The sequence below is a fragment of the Sulfitobacter sp. SK012 genome (assembly GCF_003352085.1).
Taxonomy (GTDB): Bacteria; Pseudomonadota; Alphaproteobacteria; order Rhodobacterales; family Rhodobacteraceae; genus Sulfitobacter.
This window is the reverse complement of sequence record NZ_CP025804.1, coordinates 2,841,327-2,858,272: the sequence shown is the minus strand read 5'-3', so window position 1 is coordinate 2,858,272 and position 16,946 is coordinate 2,841,327. Positions and strand designations below refer to the sequence as shown.

13 protein-coding genes are annotated in these 16,946 nt (G+C 56.7%); 7 read left to right on the top strand and 6 right to left on the bottom strand.

Annotation, left to right across the window (positions count from 1 at the left end):
• Positions 1-36: 36 nt before the first annotated feature.
• From C1J03_RS13945 to C1J03_RS13930, 4 genes are all read right to left on the bottom strand, one after another.
• Entirely contained in the window at positions 37-537 is a 501-nt protein-coding gene (locus tag C1J03_RS13945) for a bactofilin family protein (RefSeq protein ID WP_114887151.1), read from the bottom strand.
• Positions 527-1,846 (bottom strand): M23 family metallopeptidase, encoded by a 1,320-nt coding sequence (locus C1J03_RS13940; RefSeq protein WP_114887150.1) that lies wholly within the window; start codon positions 1,844-1,846, stop codon positions 527-529. The genes C1J03_RS13945 and C1J03_RS13940 overlap by 11 nt, the downstream gene beginning before the upstream one ends.
• 214 nt (positions 1,847-2,060) lie before the next feature.
• A complete protein-coding gene (locus C1J03_RS13935) occupies positions 2,061-2,852 on the bottom strand; it encodes a ferritin-like domain-containing protein (protein WP_174234502.1) in 792 nt (263 codons plus the stop codon).
• Positions 2,853-2,866: 14 nt separating this feature from the next.
• Positions 2,867-3,328, bottom strand: coding sequence for a peroxiredoxin (locus tag C1J03_RS13930; protein WP_114887148.1), 462 nt, complete (start codon positions 3,326-3,328; stop codon positions 2,867-2,869).
• A gap of 153 nt (positions 3,329-3,481) precedes the next feature.
• Between C1J03_RS13930 and C1J03_RS13925 the strand changes: the two genes are divergently transcribed.
• From C1J03_RS13925 to lpdA, 5 genes are all read left to right on the top strand, one after another.
• Positions 3,482-6,871: a YhdP family protein gene (locus C1J03_RS13925; protein ID WP_114887147.1), complete on the top strand. Its 3,390-nt coding sequence runs from the start codon at positions 3,482-3,484 to the stop codon at positions 6,869-6,871.
• A gap of 10 nt (positions 6,872-6,881) precedes the next feature.
• Complete coding sequence (gene queA, locus C1J03_RS13920; RefSeq protein ID WP_114889009.1) at positions 6,882-7,934, top strand: tRNA preQ1(34) S-adenosylmethionine ribosyltransferase-isomerase QueA; 1,053 nt, start codon at positions 6,882-6,884, stop codon at positions 7,932-7,934.
• Positions 7,935-8,029: 95 nt separating this feature from the next.
• Positions 8,030-9,310: an MFS transporter gene (locus tag C1J03_RS13915; RefSeq protein ID WP_114887146.1), complete on the top strand. Its 1,281-nt coding sequence runs from the start codon at positions 8,030-8,032 to the stop codon at positions 9,308-9,310.
• A gap of 103 nt (positions 9,311-9,413) precedes the next feature.
• Positions 9,414-10,001, top strand: coding sequence for a DUF924 family protein (locus tag C1J03_RS13910; protein ID WP_114887145.1), 588 nt, complete (start codon positions 9,414-9,416; stop codon positions 9,999-10,001).
• Positions 10,002-10,096: 95 nt separating this feature from the next.
• A complete protein-coding gene (gene lpdA, locus C1J03_RS13905; protein ID WP_114887144.1) occupies positions 10,097-11,491 on the top strand; it encodes a dihydrolipoyl dehydrogenase in 1,395 nt (464 codons plus the stop codon).
• Here the strand turns inward: lpdA and C1J03_RS26090 are convergent.
• Positions 11,482-11,799, bottom strand: a complete 318-nt coding sequence (locus C1J03_RS26090; RefSeq protein ID WP_368073900.1) for a hypothetical protein — start codon at positions 11,797-11,799, stop codon at positions 11,482-11,484. The genes lpdA and C1J03_RS26090 overlap by 10 nt on opposite strands.
• A 38-nt stretch (positions 11,800-11,837) precedes the next feature.
• Between C1J03_RS26090 and C1J03_RS26085 the strand changes: the two genes are divergently transcribed.
• Together C1J03_RS26085 and uvrA are read left to right on the top strand one after the other, a co-directional pair.
• The gene (locus C1J03_RS26085) at positions 11,838-12,125 is read left to right on the top strand and encodes a hypothetical protein (protein ID WP_368073899.1); all 288 of its coding nucleotides are present in this window, start codon (positions 11,838-11,840) and stop codon (positions 12,123-12,125) included.
• Positions 12,126-12,404: 279 nt separating this feature from the next.
• Positions 12,405-15,263, top strand: a complete 2,859-nt coding sequence (gene uvrA, locus C1J03_RS13895) for an excinuclease ABC subunit UvrA (protein WP_114887143.1) — start codon at positions 12,405-12,407, stop codon at positions 15,261-15,263.
• On the opposite strand, the gene C1J03_RS13890 is transcribed toward uvrA, so the two are convergent.
• The gene (locus tag C1J03_RS13890) at positions 15,264-16,838 is read right to left on the bottom strand and encodes a Hint domain-containing protein (protein ID WP_114887142.1); all 1,575 of its coding nucleotides are present in this window, start codon (positions 16,836-16,838) and stop codon (positions 15,264-15,266) included.
• Positions 16,839-16,946: the final 108 nt, after the last annotated feature.

The window sequence follows — 16,946 nt, the reverse complement described above, 5'->3', positions numbered from 1 at the left end:
ATCTCTATGCGGTGCCCGTCAAATCTGTGAAGTCGCTTAAGAAGCGGGGTTTGGCTTTTGCGCTGGTGCTGATTTGGCACCAGGGTTCAGCGGGTCATCTTGACGCTGCACGGAACCTTCAAAATGCGCGCCGCTCTCGATAGCGATGGTCTTGTGGATGATGTCACCCTCAACGCGTGCCGTCGACGTCAGACGCACCTTAAGGCCGCGTACACGGCCTACGATGCGGCCATTGATCACCACGTCATCGGCAATCACTTCGCCTTTGATTGTCGCCGTCTCGCCGATGGTCAGCAGATGCGCGCGGATGTCGCCTTCCACTGTGCCTTCGACCTGAATGTCGCCGGTGGTCTTCATGTTACCCGTGACGTGCAGGTCGGCCGAAAGGATCGACGCTGGTGGCTTGGCCTTTGGGGCGCTTGCCTTGAATTCATTTGGTTTGGGTGCCGCCGAAGGGGAGGGGATCGCAGAGGCCTGAGGCCGCTCCGCATCACCGTCTTTGGGGGAAGGGTCGTTGATTTTGCTCTTAGAAAACATCGTTTGCAGCCTTGATATAAATCATTGGGTTTACCGCTTTGCCGCCGACACGCACTTCGTAGTGCAGGTGAACGCCAGTAACCCGTCCTGAGGCTCCCATATCACCAATCCGCTGGCCGCGCGAGACCCTTTGCCCAACTTTAACGCGCATTTTAGACATGTGAGCGTAGCGTGTCTCAATGCCGAATTCATGCTGTATCTTGACCAAACGACCATATCCTGCGGACCAGCTTGCGCTGACCACTACACCGTCTGCGGTTGCGTAAAGTGGTGTGCCCATACCCGCAGCGAAATCAACGCCTTTGTGCATGCGGCGTCCGCCAGTTTTTGGATCGCGACGAAAGCCAAATTGCGAAGTAAAGCGGAATGCGTTCTTAACGGGTGAGGCAAAAGGCGCTTTTTCAGCGGCGATGCGGTAAAGGTTCAGCCGGTCCATTTGTTCAATCAGACGGTTGGCACGCAATGTGTCAGCCGTTGGTTCTTCGCCGCGGGTTGTAAAGCTTAGCGGCGTGAGTGGGCCGCCTTGGCCGGAGTATCCCCGTCGTACGGTTTTGATAATGCGGTCTGTCGGCATGCCTGCGTTGCGAAACATCTTGTCGAGGGGTGCTACAGAGACGGTCATTGCTTCTTCGAGCTGGCGGAAAATGGTGTTGTTCTGGTCGCGCATTTGGGCGATCTGTTGGGCCATTTCGTCGGCGTGCAGCAGGGCGTCTTGCGCATCAATAATGACCTGATCACGCTCGGCTGCGGTGCGTGCCAGCGCTTCGGCGAGGAAATCCATGGGCGCGCTGCTGGCAGCGATCTGTGCCGCACTAACCCCGTCGCCGGTTTCCAATTCGGCCAGCTGGCTGCGGGCTGCCTGACGGTCTTGCATAGTATCGCGCAGGGTTGATTGGATCACTTCGATCCCGGTTTCCAATTCGCGACGGCGTGTCTCTGAGGACAAGAGCTCTGATTGCATGATGGAAATTTGGGAAAGCGCTGCGTTAAAGCGTTCTTGCGCGGCGAGAGCTTCCTCGGCACGTCCGTCGCGTTGGCCAGAAAGGTCATTCAGACGCGCCTGATAGGTGCGTTGATCGCGCTTGGCTTGCTCACGGAAATTGCCGGATCCGATGCTGTCCATCAAGATGATCGCGGTCGCCACAATGGCCCAACCAATCAGCAGGCCGGACCCTGCGAGGGCCACCAACTGCGTGCCGGGTTTGAGGCGGATAAAACGGGTGTCGTTATCGGACTTTAGAAAAACGCGGCGTTCAGGAAAGAAGTGTTCCAACATGGCGTGGGTTTTAATTGCCAGCTTTGTGCGCACGTTCTACGTTCCTCTTCTGTCCCAGTTCAGCACATCCGACCATCTGCGTGGTCCTATACTGTTAACCAGGTGAGGCATAGCCACCCACCGCCAGTGGGGCAACCCTGTTGACCTGCCAATTCACGGCAATAGCCCGCTTGCCGCCAGTTTTACGGATGGTGGGCAAAAAACCGCCTATTTCAGCGGCTTGGGCTGCCTAGCTGATGTGCCCCAATCAGGCCCCTTCGGCCAATGGCCAATAGAAATCCGGGGGGATGCCAGCCTCCGCCCGCTTTTCCTCGTTGAAAGGGGGTTTTAGATTCCCATGAAAATACTTTCGGACCAGCATGTGAAATTGCTGCGTGGGGTCCAGATCGTGCCGTCCGCACAGAAAGTGAAACCATTTGGACCCGTAGGCAACATGGTGCACTTCTTCCGAATATATAACTTCCAATGCGGCGACGGCCTGATCGGCTTTGGCGCGTTTGAACACCTCAATCATCCCCGGCGTTACATCAAGGCCGCGCGCCTCAAGGACCATGGGCACTACTGCCAAACGTCCCATGAAATCTTCCGCCGTATCTTCGGCGGCGCGCCACATTCCCGCGTGTGCAGGTAGGGCACCGTAATGGCTGCCCAATGCTTCAAGACAGTCGCACATCAGATTGAAATGCTTGGATTCTTCATCCGCGGCTTTCACCCAGTCATCGTAGTATCCAATCGGCATCGGCACATCTGCAAACCGCGCAAGGATGTCCCAATGCAGATCCACTGCGTTCAACTCAATATGCGCGACAGCGTGCAAAAGTGCGATCCGTCCTTCGGGTGTGCCGGGACGGCGGCGCGGCACATCGCGCGGGCTTAATAGCTCCGGCCTTGGCGGCCGTGCAGGATGCATCGGCGGATCGGCGCGGCCAATTTCAGGTGTCTCTCCTTTGGCGCGGGCGGCCTGCCACGCGGCAGCGTATCCGCGTGACAACGCGGTCTTTTCGCGACCGACTGCACATTGCAAAACCGCTTCCGCCATCTGGGCAAGAGGGATCACAGCGCGCGCACAGCCTCCAAGACTTCCTCCACATGGCCGGGCACTTTGACCTTGCGCCAAATGCGCGAAATGTTGCCCTGCGCGTCGATCAGAAACGTAGCGCGTTCGATGCCCATGGATTTCTTGCCGTACATGTTTTTCTCGACCCAAACACCGTAATCTTCGGTGATCGTTTCCTCAAACCCCGAAAGCAACGGCACGGTCAGCGCGTGCTTGGCGGCAAATTTGTCATGCTTGGCCATGGTGTCGCCAGACACGCCGAATACCTTGGCGCCCGCGGCCTCAAACTCTGCCAAATGCGCGGAAAATCCGATCGCCTGTGTGGTGCAGCCGGGGGTGTCATCGCGCGGATAAAAATAGAGGACGACAGGGCTGCCTCGCAAGGCGCTCAGCGTAACTTCGCCGCCGCCAGTGACCGGAAGGGTGAATTTAGGCGCAGGTTCATTGATCTGTGGCATGGTTCTCTCGTCTTTGACATGGAAAGGGGATCGACCTAATGGCATAGTAGGGCAGCACCGGCAAAGTTAAAGCCCCGGCGTTGGATCAAGACCTAAATCTTGGTCGAGTTTTACAACCCCTTGGCGCTGGCCTGCGCCCCCGGTCGGAGTAAGATGCCAGAGCCTGATACCTCCAAAACCTCAGCGCCGAGACAACGTCGCAGTGCCGCGCGCCGGGTTGGCCGGGCTTCGGTGATTGTTGTGCTGTTGCTGGCCGGTTTGATTGTGGGCGGCACGTTGTGGCTGTTTGACCGGCCCTTGCAAGTGCCTGCCTGGGCCCAAGACCGCATTGAAACCCGGCTTGCCCAAGATATCCCGCTTGCCCGTGTGACGTTTGGCGAAATCCGGGTCGTGGTTGAGCGTGGTTGGAAACCACGCGTTCGCCTGCGCAATGTCCGGGTCGAAACCCTTGCCGGTGTGGAGATCATCGCCTTTCGCGAATTCAAAGCGCGTCTGTCCACATCCGCGCTCTTGCAGCGCAAAATAGCCCCGGGCGAGGTTTCATTGGACGGTGTTGTACTCAAGCTTGAGCGCAGCGCAGATGGCCGTGTGTCCTTGCAGGGCGGGACGGGTCGTGCCGGGCCAATGCGCGAATTTGAAAACTTGGGCGCTCTTGTTGACGATCTAGACAGCCTGATGTCGCGCCCCGTCTTGGCGTCGCTAGAGCAAGCCGAACTGCGAGCTTTGACAGTCCAATTCACCGATCTGCGCGCCAACCGGGCTTGGACAGTGGATGGCGGGCGGCTTATTTTGAACCGCGATGGCGATACGCTTTCGATGGCGGCCGATCTGGCCGTGCTTGGTGGTGAATCAGGGATCGCGACACTGGCGGCAAATTACACCAGCGACATCGGCGCATCCGAAGCGGGGTTTGGTCTTACATTTGATGGGTTTTCCGCACGCGATATCGCCACGCAAAGCCCCGCGTTTGGCTGGCTTGATGTGTTACGTGCGCCCATTTCGGGCTCGGTACGCACTGGCGTTTTGCCAGATGGCAGTCTGGCACCGCTCAATGCGACGCTCCAGATTGGTGCGGGTGTGGTGCAACCCAATCGGCAAACCACACCAATCCCCTTTGACGGTGCACGTAGCTATTTATCTTACGATGCCTCTGAGGGTGTGTTGCGCTTTGATGAGTTGTCGCTGCGCAGCAAGTGGGTCTCTTGCCAAGCTGAAGGGACCGCAACGCTGGGCCGCCTAGAGAACGGCCAATTCAGCGATCTGGTCGGGCAATTCAGCGTTAATAACCTCAGCGCCAATCCGCAGCAGATTTACCCCAGTGCTGTATCGCTTGATTCCGCAGAGATGGATTTCCGTCTGCGCCTCAATCCGTTCCGATTTGATCTGGGGCGGCTACAGCTCAATGATCAGGGGCAAATCTTGCAAGCGACTGGCCAGCTTGCTGCCGGGCAGGGCGGTTGGGACGTGGCCGTTGATGCGCAGATGGATGCGGTGTCTTTGCCGCGGTTGATGGCACTGTGGCCTGTGACGTTGAAGCCCAAGACACGTGCGTGGCTGGCCAAGAACCTTAAGTCGGCGTCGGTTTCGAACGCTGATCTGGCACTTCGGTATGGCCCCGAAACTCCGTTGCAGACCTTTCTGGCGTTTGATTATGAAGATGCCGAAGTCACGTTTTTGCGTCACCTGCCGCCCATCACCCAAGCGCGTGGTCATGGCAGCATGGAACGGGACCGGTTTGTGATCTCGCTTGATGGTGGGCAGGTAGAGGCGGCGGTGGGCGGCGCTGTGGCGTTGACCGGATCGTCCTTTATCATTCCTGATGTTAAGGCCAAACCCGGAACCCCGGCGGTGATCCGGTTTAATTCGCAATCCTCGGTCACGGCGGCGTTGTCATTGTTAAACCAGCCGCCAATGACTGTGATGGACAGAGTGCGCCTGCCGGTAGAGATTGCTGACGGCCAAGCGGTGCTGTCGGGTACTTTAGCATTGCCGCTGCGCAAAGGCGGCAAGCCTTCTGATGTGCGCTACGACGTTGCAGGAAACCTGCTGGCGCTGGGGTCTGATACACTGGTCAAAGGCCGCAGTCTGCGCAGCACGCAGATGCAGTTGGTCGCCAATAATCAAGGTGTGGAGATCGGCGGCGAGGGCAGTTTGGACGGCATTCCCTTCGAGGGAAAGTGGACGCAACCTATCGGCAAAGGCGCCGAGCGCAGCACGCTGACCGGCAATGTTGCACTGAGTCCCGAAGCGCTAACCGCCTTTAACGTGAGCCTGCCCCCCGGCACCGTCGCGGGCACCGGCAGTGGCATTCTTGATCTGGTGTTCCAGCGCGGATCCTCCCCGACATTTGCATTGAACACGGATTTGCGCGGCATGCGTATGTCCGTTCCGCAACTGGGATGGAGTAAAGCAGCAGACACAACCGGCAGCTTACGCGTTACAGGGGCGCTCGGTGCGGCACCCAGCGTTGATGCAATTGTGCTGGATGCGCCGGGGCTCAAGGCGGATGCAACGTTGTCGCTACGCCCGGGAGGCGGAATGGAGCGGTTGCGGGTCAACCGTCTGCAACGCGGCGATTGGTTGGATATCCCTGTTGATTTGCTGGGCAAAGGTTCTGGGCGCGCGCCGCAGGTGGTGGTTCGTGGCGGCACACTGGACCTGCGCCGAGCGACATTTGGCGGAAACAGTAGTGGCGGTAGCAACACTGCAGGAGGCCCCGCGGCCCCGCCAATGTTGGTGAACCTTGATCGGTTGCAGGTCACCGACACAATATTTGTGGATCAGATGAGCGGCCAGTTTAACACATCTGGGGGCCTTGATGGCCCGTTCCAAGCGCGCCTGAATGGCGGCACCACAATCAACGGCACAGTCGTTCCGCAAAACGGACGCAGCGCCGTGCGCATTACGTCAAATGATGCCGGTGGGGTGTTTCGCTCTTCTGGTGTGCTCAAACAGGCCGTGGGCGGCGATTTGGAGTTGACCTTGCTGCCAATCGGCAGCGGTGGTGCGTTTGACGGGCGTCTGAACGTCAAGAAGACCCGGATCAAGGACGCGCCCGCGATGGCTGCCTTGCTCAATGCTGTCTCAGTTGTCGGGCTGCTGGATGAGATGAACGGGGCAGGTATCTATTTCGAAGAGGTTGAGGCTGATTTCCGGCTGACCCCGAACCGCATGACACTCAGCCGCGCCAGTGCTGTTGGGCCGTCCATGGGCATCTCAATGGACGGCGTCTTTGCGACAGACACAGGTCAGATCGCATTTCAGGGCGTGATCACACCTGTCTATATCCTCAATGGCATTGGTTCGATTTTCACCCGAAAAGGTGAGGGGGTATTTGGGATTAACTACGGGCTCTCAGGGGCTGCGACTTCGCCCAAAGTGTCGATCAACCCGCTGTCCGCTTTGGCTCCAGGTGCGCTGCGCGATGCCTTTCGTGCACCCCAGACACAACTGCCCAGCGTTGAGGGTGTGACGGGGTCAACCCTGCCGCAACCTGTCGAGCGGCCAAAAGAGGACGTTGTCCTTCCCTCGGATGAACGCTAAAGCGCCGCAAATGAAGCTCAGTGATTTTGATTTTGACCTCCCCGAAGAGTTGATCGCCGTGCGGCCCGCGCAACCGCGCAGTGCCGCGCGTCTGTTGGTGGCCGATGGGGCCAAAACCCATGATGCGCAGGTGCTCGACCTTACCCAATGGCTGCGCCCCGGTGACCGGTTGGTGCTAAACGACACCCGTGTGATCCCGGCGCGTCTGACGGGGCTGCGCCACCGCGATAGCGGGCAGGGGCCGGTTGCCGCCAAGATCGAAGCCACTTTGCTGGAGCCTGCCGCAGATGGCACTTGGTCCGCGCTGGTCAAGCCACTGCGCAAACTGAAACCCGGTGAGGTCGTTATCTTCAGCAATGATCTGACTGCCACGCTGGAGCGGATCAGCGACGGGCAGGCGCATCTGCGGTTTAACCTGACTGGCGATGATTTTGACGCGGCCCTCAACGCGGCGGGCGCAATGCCGCTGCCGCCTTATATTGCTGCAAAACGCCCGGCGGACGCGCGCGACCGTGATGATTATCAAACCGTCTGGGCGCGCCATTCAGGGGCAGTTGCCGCACCAACAGCGTCCTTGCATTTTGATGCCCCTTTGCTGGACGCGCTCACTCAAATGGGCGTCACCATCAGCTATGTCACCCTCCATGTGGGGGCCGGCACTTTTCTGCCGGTGAAAGTCGACGATATTGCCAATCACAAGATGCACAGCGAGTGGGGTCAGGTCAGCGAAACAGCCGCCCAAGAAATCGCGGATACCAAAGCTGCTGGAGGCCGTATCATTCCCGTGGGCACCACTGCGCTGCGTTTGATCGAAACCGCTGGAAAGGCTGGGGAAATCACCGCTTGGGAAGGTGACACAGACATCTTTATCACCCCTGGATTCACCTTCAATGTGACCGATGCATTGATGACAAATTTCCACCTGCCACGCTCAACTTTGATGATGCTCGTGGCCGCTTTGATGGGCCAAGATCGACTGCGCGAAATCTACGCTCATGCGGTCGAAAGTAATTATCGTTTCTTCTCTTACGGAGATGCATCCTTGCTGATACCGGCGGCGTAAATAGACCTAAGAATGTCGGGAGTTGGTGCGAATCCCTCTGCATTGCTGCGTTAGGGCTAAGGCGAAGGCGAAGGCGAAGGATAAGGATTGCCGCGATGTTGAAGGTTTTAGGGAGCGCATGGGCGCTTTTGCTGGGCATCTGTCTGCTGATGGTGGGCAACGGGATGCAGGGTACGATGCTTGGTATTCGCGGCGGGCTTGAAGGTTTTGACACCTTTGAGATGTCGATTGTGATGTCGGCCTATTTCGTGGGTTTCTTGGGTGGTTCTCGTATGGCCCCGGGGATGATCCGACGGGTTGGCCATGTCCGCGTTTTTGCGGCTCTCGCGTCCTTGATCTCAGCGGTAATGATCCTCTATCCGACCTTTCCGAATGTTATCGCCTGGTCCTTGGGCCGAGTGTTGATCGGGTTCTGCTTTTCCGCAGTTTACGTGACGGGCGAAAGCTGGCTCAACAACGCGGCGACAAACGAAAACCGCGGGCAGGCGTTGTCACTTTATATGATCGTTCAAACACTGGGGATCGTTCTGGCCCAGGCGTTATTACTGACCGCGGATCCGTCGGGTTTCATCCTCTTTATTATCCCGTCGGTGCTGGTGAGCATCGCAGTCACGCCGATTTTGCTGTCGATCAGCCCTACGCCGGCGTTTGAAACCACCAAGCCGATGACGTTGCGACAAATCGTTGCATTTTCGCCACTGGGTTGTGTGGGGATGTTCCTGCTGGGCGGTGTGTTTTCTGCGCAATTCGGCATGGCATCTGTTTATGGCGCGGTTGCGGGGCTCAGCGTTGCGCAAATCTCAACCTTTGTCGCAACCTTCTTTATTGGGGCCGTGTTCCTGCAATTTCCCATCGGGTGGATTTCTGACCGGATGGATCGGCGTTTTTTGATCATGATCACGTCGTTGATTGGGGCGGCTGGATCTGTGCTGGGAATGTTTATGGGGCACATCTTTCCGCTCCTGCTCACCTCAGCCTTTATTGTCGGGGGCATGGCCAACCCGCTCTATTCACTGCTTATTGCCCATACTAACGACTTTCTTGAGCACGAAGACATGGCAGCGGCATCCGGCGGGCTGATCTTTATTAACGGGCTGGGGGCCATTGCAGGCCCGATCATCACAGGTTGGTTGATGAGCACCACGCTTGGGCCAGGCGGGTTCTATCTGTTCACGGGTGTGCTGTTTGTCTCGTTGGCTGGCTATGCGGGCTTCCGCTCAACACGTGGCCGGACCATTGCGGTGGAAGACACAGGCAGCTACGTGGCAATCTATCCCGCAGCGACAGCTGTTGCGTTGGAAATCGCCCAAGAATACGCGATTGAGAGTGACCTAGAAGAGGCTGAGAACACCGAAGATCAGGACACGCAGAAGTAGAGAAACAGTTTGTGTCGGTTTTGTAGCAAATCGTGTCTGTAAAACGTGCTATTTTAGGTTCTTAGTAGTGATTAATCGACGGTAACGGTTCAAGGAGAAAGCCATGATTGGCCCACAGGAAGTCTTGGAATTTTGGCTCGATGAAGTTGGCCCATCCGGCTGGTACGATTCGAGTGATGCACTGGATGCGCAAATCATCGACCGCTTTGGTCCCGCATGGGAGGCCGCGCGTGCAGGCAGCTTTTCGCTATGGCTGACGTATCCCTCAGGCGCGCTTGCTTATCTCATTCTGACTGACCAGTTTCCGCGCAACATGTTCCGCGGCAAAGCAGAGGCATTCGCCACAGACCGGGCGTCATTGGCTGTAGCAAAATCTTCGATCAAGAAAGGGTGGGACATGGCGATCGATGAGCCAGCTCGCCAGTTCTTTTACATGCCGATGATGCATTCCGAAAACCTGTGTGATCAGGAACGGTGCATCCGGTTGATGATCGAACGGATGCCGCAAACCGGTGCCAGCAATATGCTGCATGCACGGGCGCACCGCGAAGTGATCCGCCAGTTTGGCCGCTTTCCGTATCGCAACGAGGCGCTGGACCGGGCCGGAACACAGAACGAAAAAGTTTATGTGACCCAAGGCGGGTACGGCACCACCATTCGCAGCCTTCAAGCAGAGGCCGCTGCCGCCTGACCAAAGCTGCGTGCCGGAATCTCGCCATTGCTGACAGGGTCAGAGTAGTTTAACGGTAAACTATATCTGAATGCCCCAAGCTGCGAGGTCCCGACATGGCTGATAAATCCTTTGATCTGATTGTGATTGGCTCCGGTCCGGGAGGCTATGTTGCGGCCATCCGGGGCGCGCAACTGGGCATGAACGTGTGCTGTATTGAACGTGAGCATCTGGGCGGCATTTGCCTCAATTGGGGCTGTATCCCGACCAAAGCGATGCTGCGGTCTTCTGAAGTGTTTCACCTGATGCACCGCGCCAAGGAATTTGGCCTCAAGGCGGAAGGCATAGACTATGACCTTGATGCTGTGGTGGACCGATCGCGCAAAGTAGCCGCACAGCTGTCTGGCGGCATTGGGCATCTCTTTAAGAAGAACAAAGTCACAGCCATCATGGGCGAGGCCAAGCTGGATGGCAAAGGCAAGGTCCGCGTCAAGACCGACAAAGGCACCGAAGAGCTAACGGCCAAAAACATCATCGTTGCCACCGGTGCGCGAGCACGCGAATTGCCGGGTCTTGAGGCAGATGGGGAGCGGGTTTGGACCTACAAACACGCGTTGAAGCCGCCGCATATGCCCAAAAAACTGCTGGTCATCGGATCAGGGGCCATCGGCATTGAATTCGCCAGCTTTTACAACACGCTTGGTGCTGAGACGACCGTTGTTGAAGTCATGGACCGGGTTCTGCCCGTAGAAGACGCCGAAATCTCGGCTTTTGCGAAAAAGGCGTTCGAGAAACAGGGCATGAAGATCATGCAAAAGGCGATGGTCAAAAAGCTTGATCGCGCCAAGGACAAAGTCACAGCACATATCGAAGTGGGTGGCAAAGTTGAGACGCATGAGTTTGACACCGTAATTTCGGCGGTGGGCATTGTCGGCAATGTCGAAGGGTTGGGCCTTGAAGAAGCGGGCGTGAAAATTGACCGCACCCATGTTGTAACAGATGAATACTGCCGCACCGGCGTCGACGGGCTTTATGCCATTGGCGACATCGCGGGCGCGCCTTGGCTGGCTCATAAAGCGTCCCATGAGGGTATCATGGTCGCGGACCTGATCGCTGGCAAACATGCGCATCCTGTGAAGCCAGAAAGCATCGCGGGCTGCACCTATTGCCATCCTCAGGTCGCGTCCGTCGGATATACCGAAGCCAAGGCCAAAGAGCTGGGCTATGAGATCAAGGTTGGACGCTTTCCTTTCATTGGGAACGGCAAAGCCATCGCGCTTGGTGAATCCAGCGGTATGATCAAGACGATCTTTGACGCCAAAACTGGCGAGCTGTTGGGTGCGCACATGATTGGCGCAGAAGTGACCGAACTGATCCAAGGTTACGTCGTGGGTCGCCAGCTTGAGACGACCGAGGAAGACTTGATCAACACCGTTTTTCCGCATCCGACTCTGTCAGAGATGATGCACGAATCTGTGCTTGATGCATATGGGCGCGCTATTCATATGTGACAACCTACGGGGTAGTCCTGTGCACCGTTTTCTGAAAAGGTAACGGTGCGCAACAAAGGAATATCCCGATGGTCAGCCTCAACCGTGTCGTCATGGGCCCGGCCAGCCGCGAGATGGTCCAAGCGCTTCATCCGCGCACCCTTCAGGTCGCCGAGATATCCGGCAATTGGGGCGAGATGTTCGCCTTCAAAAGCTACAAACAGTTCCGATATCCTGAGCATGACATTTGCGAAGGCCCGTTTTTGGATGAAACAGGCGAGCGGGCGCAGAAATTTGACCTGATCCTTGCCAATCAGGTGTGGGAACACCTCGACCGGCCCTATGCCGCGACACGAACGTGCGGCGGATGCTGCGCAAGGGCGGGCATTTCTGGGTCGCGGTGCCGTTTTTTGTGCCGTTCCACGCCGCTCCGATGGACAATTCGCGGTGGTCTGCGCGCGGGCTCAAGAATTTCCTGATTGAATGTGGCTTTGAAGAGGATGCGATCCAATCTGCCCAATGGGGCAACCGGCATGCCGCGCTGCGCAATCTGGATGGGGGCGGCTGGCCGCCACAATACGACGCGGCGACTGATGATCTGACGGATGATCCTGCGATGCCGATATGTGCGTGGGCGCTGGCCAAGAAAACGTAAACAGGGGTAGCTCCATTTGGGTTGGCTAGTACAGGACTGGCAGGTAAAAATTTGATCGTGACTGCATTGTTCATTTCACGGAACGGGTAGCGATTTGGGATGCTGGCCGGCGGTAACTCTCCGAAAAGACGGGCGTTTTCGCGCTGTGCTCGGCTTGTCCTCTACAAAGCCTTGGTGAAGCTCCGTTAATTCAATGGCGGCGTTCGCATAATGTTCTCATATTTCTATTGGAGAATCCGGACACGCCGCCTATGTACAGTGTGTTAATAGGGGTCCGACATGGCAGAGCTGAAACATATCGAAGTGCGCGGCGCGCGTGAGAACAATCTCAAGAACATCGACGTGGATATTCCCCGCGATCAGCTGGTGGTCATAACCGGTCTGTCTGGTTCGGGCAAATCAAGCCTCGCGTTCGATACGATCTATGCCGAAGGTCAGCGCCGCTATGTAGAATCGCTGAGCGCATATGCCCGCCAATTCCTTGATATGATGCAGAAACCGGACGTTGATCATATCTCCGGTCTCAGCCCCGCGATCTCGATTGAACAAAAGACGACCTCAAAAAACCCGCGTTCCACCGTCGGGACCGTGACAGAAATTTACGACTATATGCGGCTTTTGTTTGCGCGGGTTGGCACGCCTTACTCGCCGGCCACGGGCAAGCCCATTGAGGCCCAGCAAGTGCAGGATATGGTCGACCGGATCATGACCATGGAGGAGGGGACGCGTGCCTATTTGCTGGCCCCAATCGTGCGCGACCGTAAAGGTGAGTACCGCAAGGAATTCCTTGAGCTGCGCAAAACCGGCTTTCAGCGGGTTAAAGTAAATGGTGAATTCTACGATCTGGACGAGCCACCAACGCTAGACAAGAAGTTCCGCCATGACATTGATGTCGTGGTTGACCGGATTGTGGTCCGCGAAGGGCTGGAGACACGGCTGGCGGACAGTTTGCGCACCGCACTTGATCTGGCCGATGGAATCGCGATCCTTGAAACGGCCCCGAGTGAGGGCGATCCAGAGCGTTATACGTTCTCCGAAAAGTTCGCCTGTCCTGTCAGTGGCTTTACCATTCCCGAAATCGAGCCTCGGCTGTTTTCGTTTAATGCGCCTTTTGGGGCCTGCCCGGACTGTGACGGCTTGGGGGTCGAGCTGTTTTTTGACCAACGCCTTGTGGTGCCGGATCAGAATCTCAAGATTTATGACGGTGCATTGGCTCCGTGGCGTAAAGGGAAATCACCGTATTTTCTTCAGACAATTGAAGCCATCGCCAAGCATTACAAGTTCGACCAAAGCACCAAGTGGAAAGACCTGTCTGAGGATATTCAGCAGGTGTTTTTGTACGGATCTGGTAAGGAAGAAATCAAGTTTCGCTATGACGAAGGGGGCCGCGTTTATGAGGTGAGTCGCGTGTTCGAAGGGGTGATCCCCAACATGGAACGCCGCTACCGCGAGACCGATAGCAATTGGGTCCGCGAAGAGTTTGAACGCTATCAAAACAACCGTTCTTGCGGCACCTGCGAAGGATACCGTTTGCGCGCCGAAGCATTGGCGGTCAAGATCGCAGGCTTGCACGCAGGGCAGGTTGTTCAGATGTCGATCCGCGAGGCATTTGCCTGGTGTGAGACTGTTCCAGAGGCGTTGACTATTCAGAAAAACGAGATCGCCAAGGCCATTCTCAAGGAGATTCGTGAGCGACTTGGTTTCTTGAATAACGTTGGTTTAGAGTATCTTACGCTCGCACGGTCAAGTGGTACATTAAGCGGCGGTGAGAGCCAGCGCATTCGGCTTGCGTCCCAAATTGGGTCTGGTCTGACGGGCGTTCTCTATGTGCTTGATGAGCCATCCATTGGCCTTCACCAACGCGACAATGACCGCCTTTTGCTGACGCTGAAGAACCTGCGTGATCAGGGCAATACCGTGATTGTTGTGGAACACGACGAAGAGGCGATCCGCGAGGCTGATTACGTGTTCGATATCGGCCCGGGCGCAGGGGTGCACGGGGGCCAAGTTGTAAGCCACGGTACGCCCGAAATGGTCGCTGCTGACCCCAATTCTGTGACGGGGCAATACCTGACGGGGGTGCGTGAAATTCCGGTGCCTGCCACCCGCCGCAAGGGCAACAAGAAAAAGGTTCAGGTGGTCAAGGCGAGTGGCAACAACCTGCAAAATGTCACCGTTGATTTCCCTCTGGCGAAGTTTGTTTGTGTGACGGGCGTCTCGGGTGGCGGCAAGTCGACGTTGACGATTGAGACGCTGTTCAAAACCGCGTCAATGAACCTAAATGGTGCGCGCCAAACGCCAGCGCCCTGTGAGACGATCAAAGGGTTAGAGCACCTCGATAAGGTCATCGACATCGATCAGCGTCCAATTGGCCGGACGCCGCGGTCAAACCCGGCGACCTACACCGGGGCCTTCACTCCGATCCGTGATTGGTTTGCTGGATTGCCGGAATCCAAAGCACGCGGATATAAACCAGGCCGCTTTAGCTTTAACGTCAAAGGGGGCCGCTGCGAGGCCTGTCAGGGCGACGGGGTCATCAAGATCGAGATGCACTTCCTGCCAGATGTCTATGTGCAATGCGAAACCTGCAAAGGTGCGCGCTACAACCGCGAAACTCTTGAGATCAAGTTCAAGGGCAAATCCATCGCGGACGTGTTGGACATGACCGTAGAAGACGCACAAACTTTCTTTGCCGCTGTCCCCTCTATTCGCGAAAAGATGGACGCGTTGATGCGGGTGGGTTTGGGTTATATCAAGGTCGGCCAGCAAGCGACAACGCTGTCTGGCGGCGAGGCACAGCGGGTGAAGCTGTCCAAGGAACTCAGTAAACGTTCCACTGGCCGTACGCTTTATATCCTTGATGAGCCTACCACCGGCCTGCATTTCGAAGATGTGCGCAAGCTGTTGGAAGTGCTTCATGAATTGGTTGATCAGGGCAATTCGGTTATTGTGATTGAGCATAACCTGGACGTGGTAAAAACAGCCGATCACATCATCGATATCGGTCCTGAAGGGGGCGATGGCGGTGGTCAGATCGTGGCCAAAGGCACACCTGAACAGGTGGCCGAGGTTGCGGAAAGCTATACTGGTAAATACCTCAAGACGATGCTGAATGCGCGCAAGGTGGCGGCTGAGTAATCAGCTGGCCCTAACCTGCAAAGCACGCGCGTCACTACTCCGGATGAGTGGGCGCGCCGCAGCCCCGTATCCATTACCGTCTAGGTCAAGCTCTGGGAAAAGCTCGAGAATTTCTGTTTGTGTGGCCTCGTCAAATCCCCGCATTGTCGCAGGCCCGGGCAAGTAGCTTTCACAGGCCACGCCATTTGCCGTGACAACTTGATGGGCGTCAAACATGATGTGCACATAAGTGACAGTGCTGCGGGCCCGGTCGTCGGTAACCGACATGTCGTTGCGCATATCCTTGGCCTTTATAAAGACTGCGTCATACCCATACAGCAGCTCGGCTTGATACCCCTCCACCAACACGCGATGTTGCGGCGATAGCCATAAATCTTGCGTGGCACCACAGGCCCCTGCGCGGAAGTGGATTGGGCGGTTGGCCCCCTCAGCTGGTACTGTGCGTTGGCCGATCCACCGCAGTGGTTGCGGCCCATCATCTTGCGTCAAAATCATGTCGCCAGGCAGCAATGCTTCGATGGGCCGGGGGCCCTGAGGCGTGTCAATCAATGAGCCGGCAACAAAGCACGGCACCTGGGTCACCTGAACCAGAGCCGTGTCTACTTCGCCATTTTGATCCTCGATGGAGTAGGTGAACTGGATCGTTTCATCGTCGCCGTCTGCCACGATCTCAAAAGTGCCATCGGGGTTCAGAGTTACCTCTTGGCCGGTTCCCAATATTATTGTTTGACCCACAACCACGGGCTGGCCTTGAATATGCGTGATCGTCAGTGCGCCACCGGTTGAGCTGTCATTGGCCAACACATCCAACGTTGTGACGTCGTTGTTGCCCATTGTGATTGAATCGTCTTGGGCCACGATGGTAGACTGCACTGAGCCACCCGCGATCAGCAGATTGGTGTCGTAGTTGGCGTCAGCAACGTCAGCGACGCCGATCTTGAGCGTGTTTACTTGCCCTGAAATTACTGGGGCCACAAAGCTGAGCGTGATGGTCATCCCATCCATTTCAGTGTTGTATTCGTCGCCTGTGTTATCGAGGTAGATGTTCGGGCTGGTGTTGCCATTGATGTTGCCAATAGAGGCGTTGCCGTTCCCAACCGTTACAGTAGCCTGCTGGCCGTTTACCCAAACGCCTACGACGTCATTGTACTGGGAATTCGCAAACTCGGGGTATTCTTCGGAGCTGATGACAAAATCAATGGTCAGGAAATCGCCCAGCGGGGTGAACGTTACTTCAAGAAAGGCGGCATCCTGAGTGGCCGAGGGGGCGATGGAGTTGAAATCTGCATCACCATCAACGCCGGCGGTGTTGGTCGAGCGGCCGGCGACTTGGTTGGTGTTGGTCGTGCCATCGCTGTTGGTGATATCATCGGCACGGCCCGTCGATAAGATGACGCCACTATCCGCAGGGGCCACGCCCGGCGCGATGGCGTCTGCATTTGTGTAAATGCCCGAGCTTACAGCATCGCCGGAATAGCTCGCTGTATTGACCGTGACGCCAGATCCAAAGATCTCCGCGGCCATTTGATCTGCGGTTGCCGATGTATCAATCGGCAGCTCATTTGCGATAGGCATTTGCCCGGCTCCAGTTTCGGCCCGACTCGGAGTGGGCCAAAGAACAAAATGCCGTGCAAATGGAGCAGCTTTAGGGACTTCTTGGTATAACTATAGGGCATTCCACGA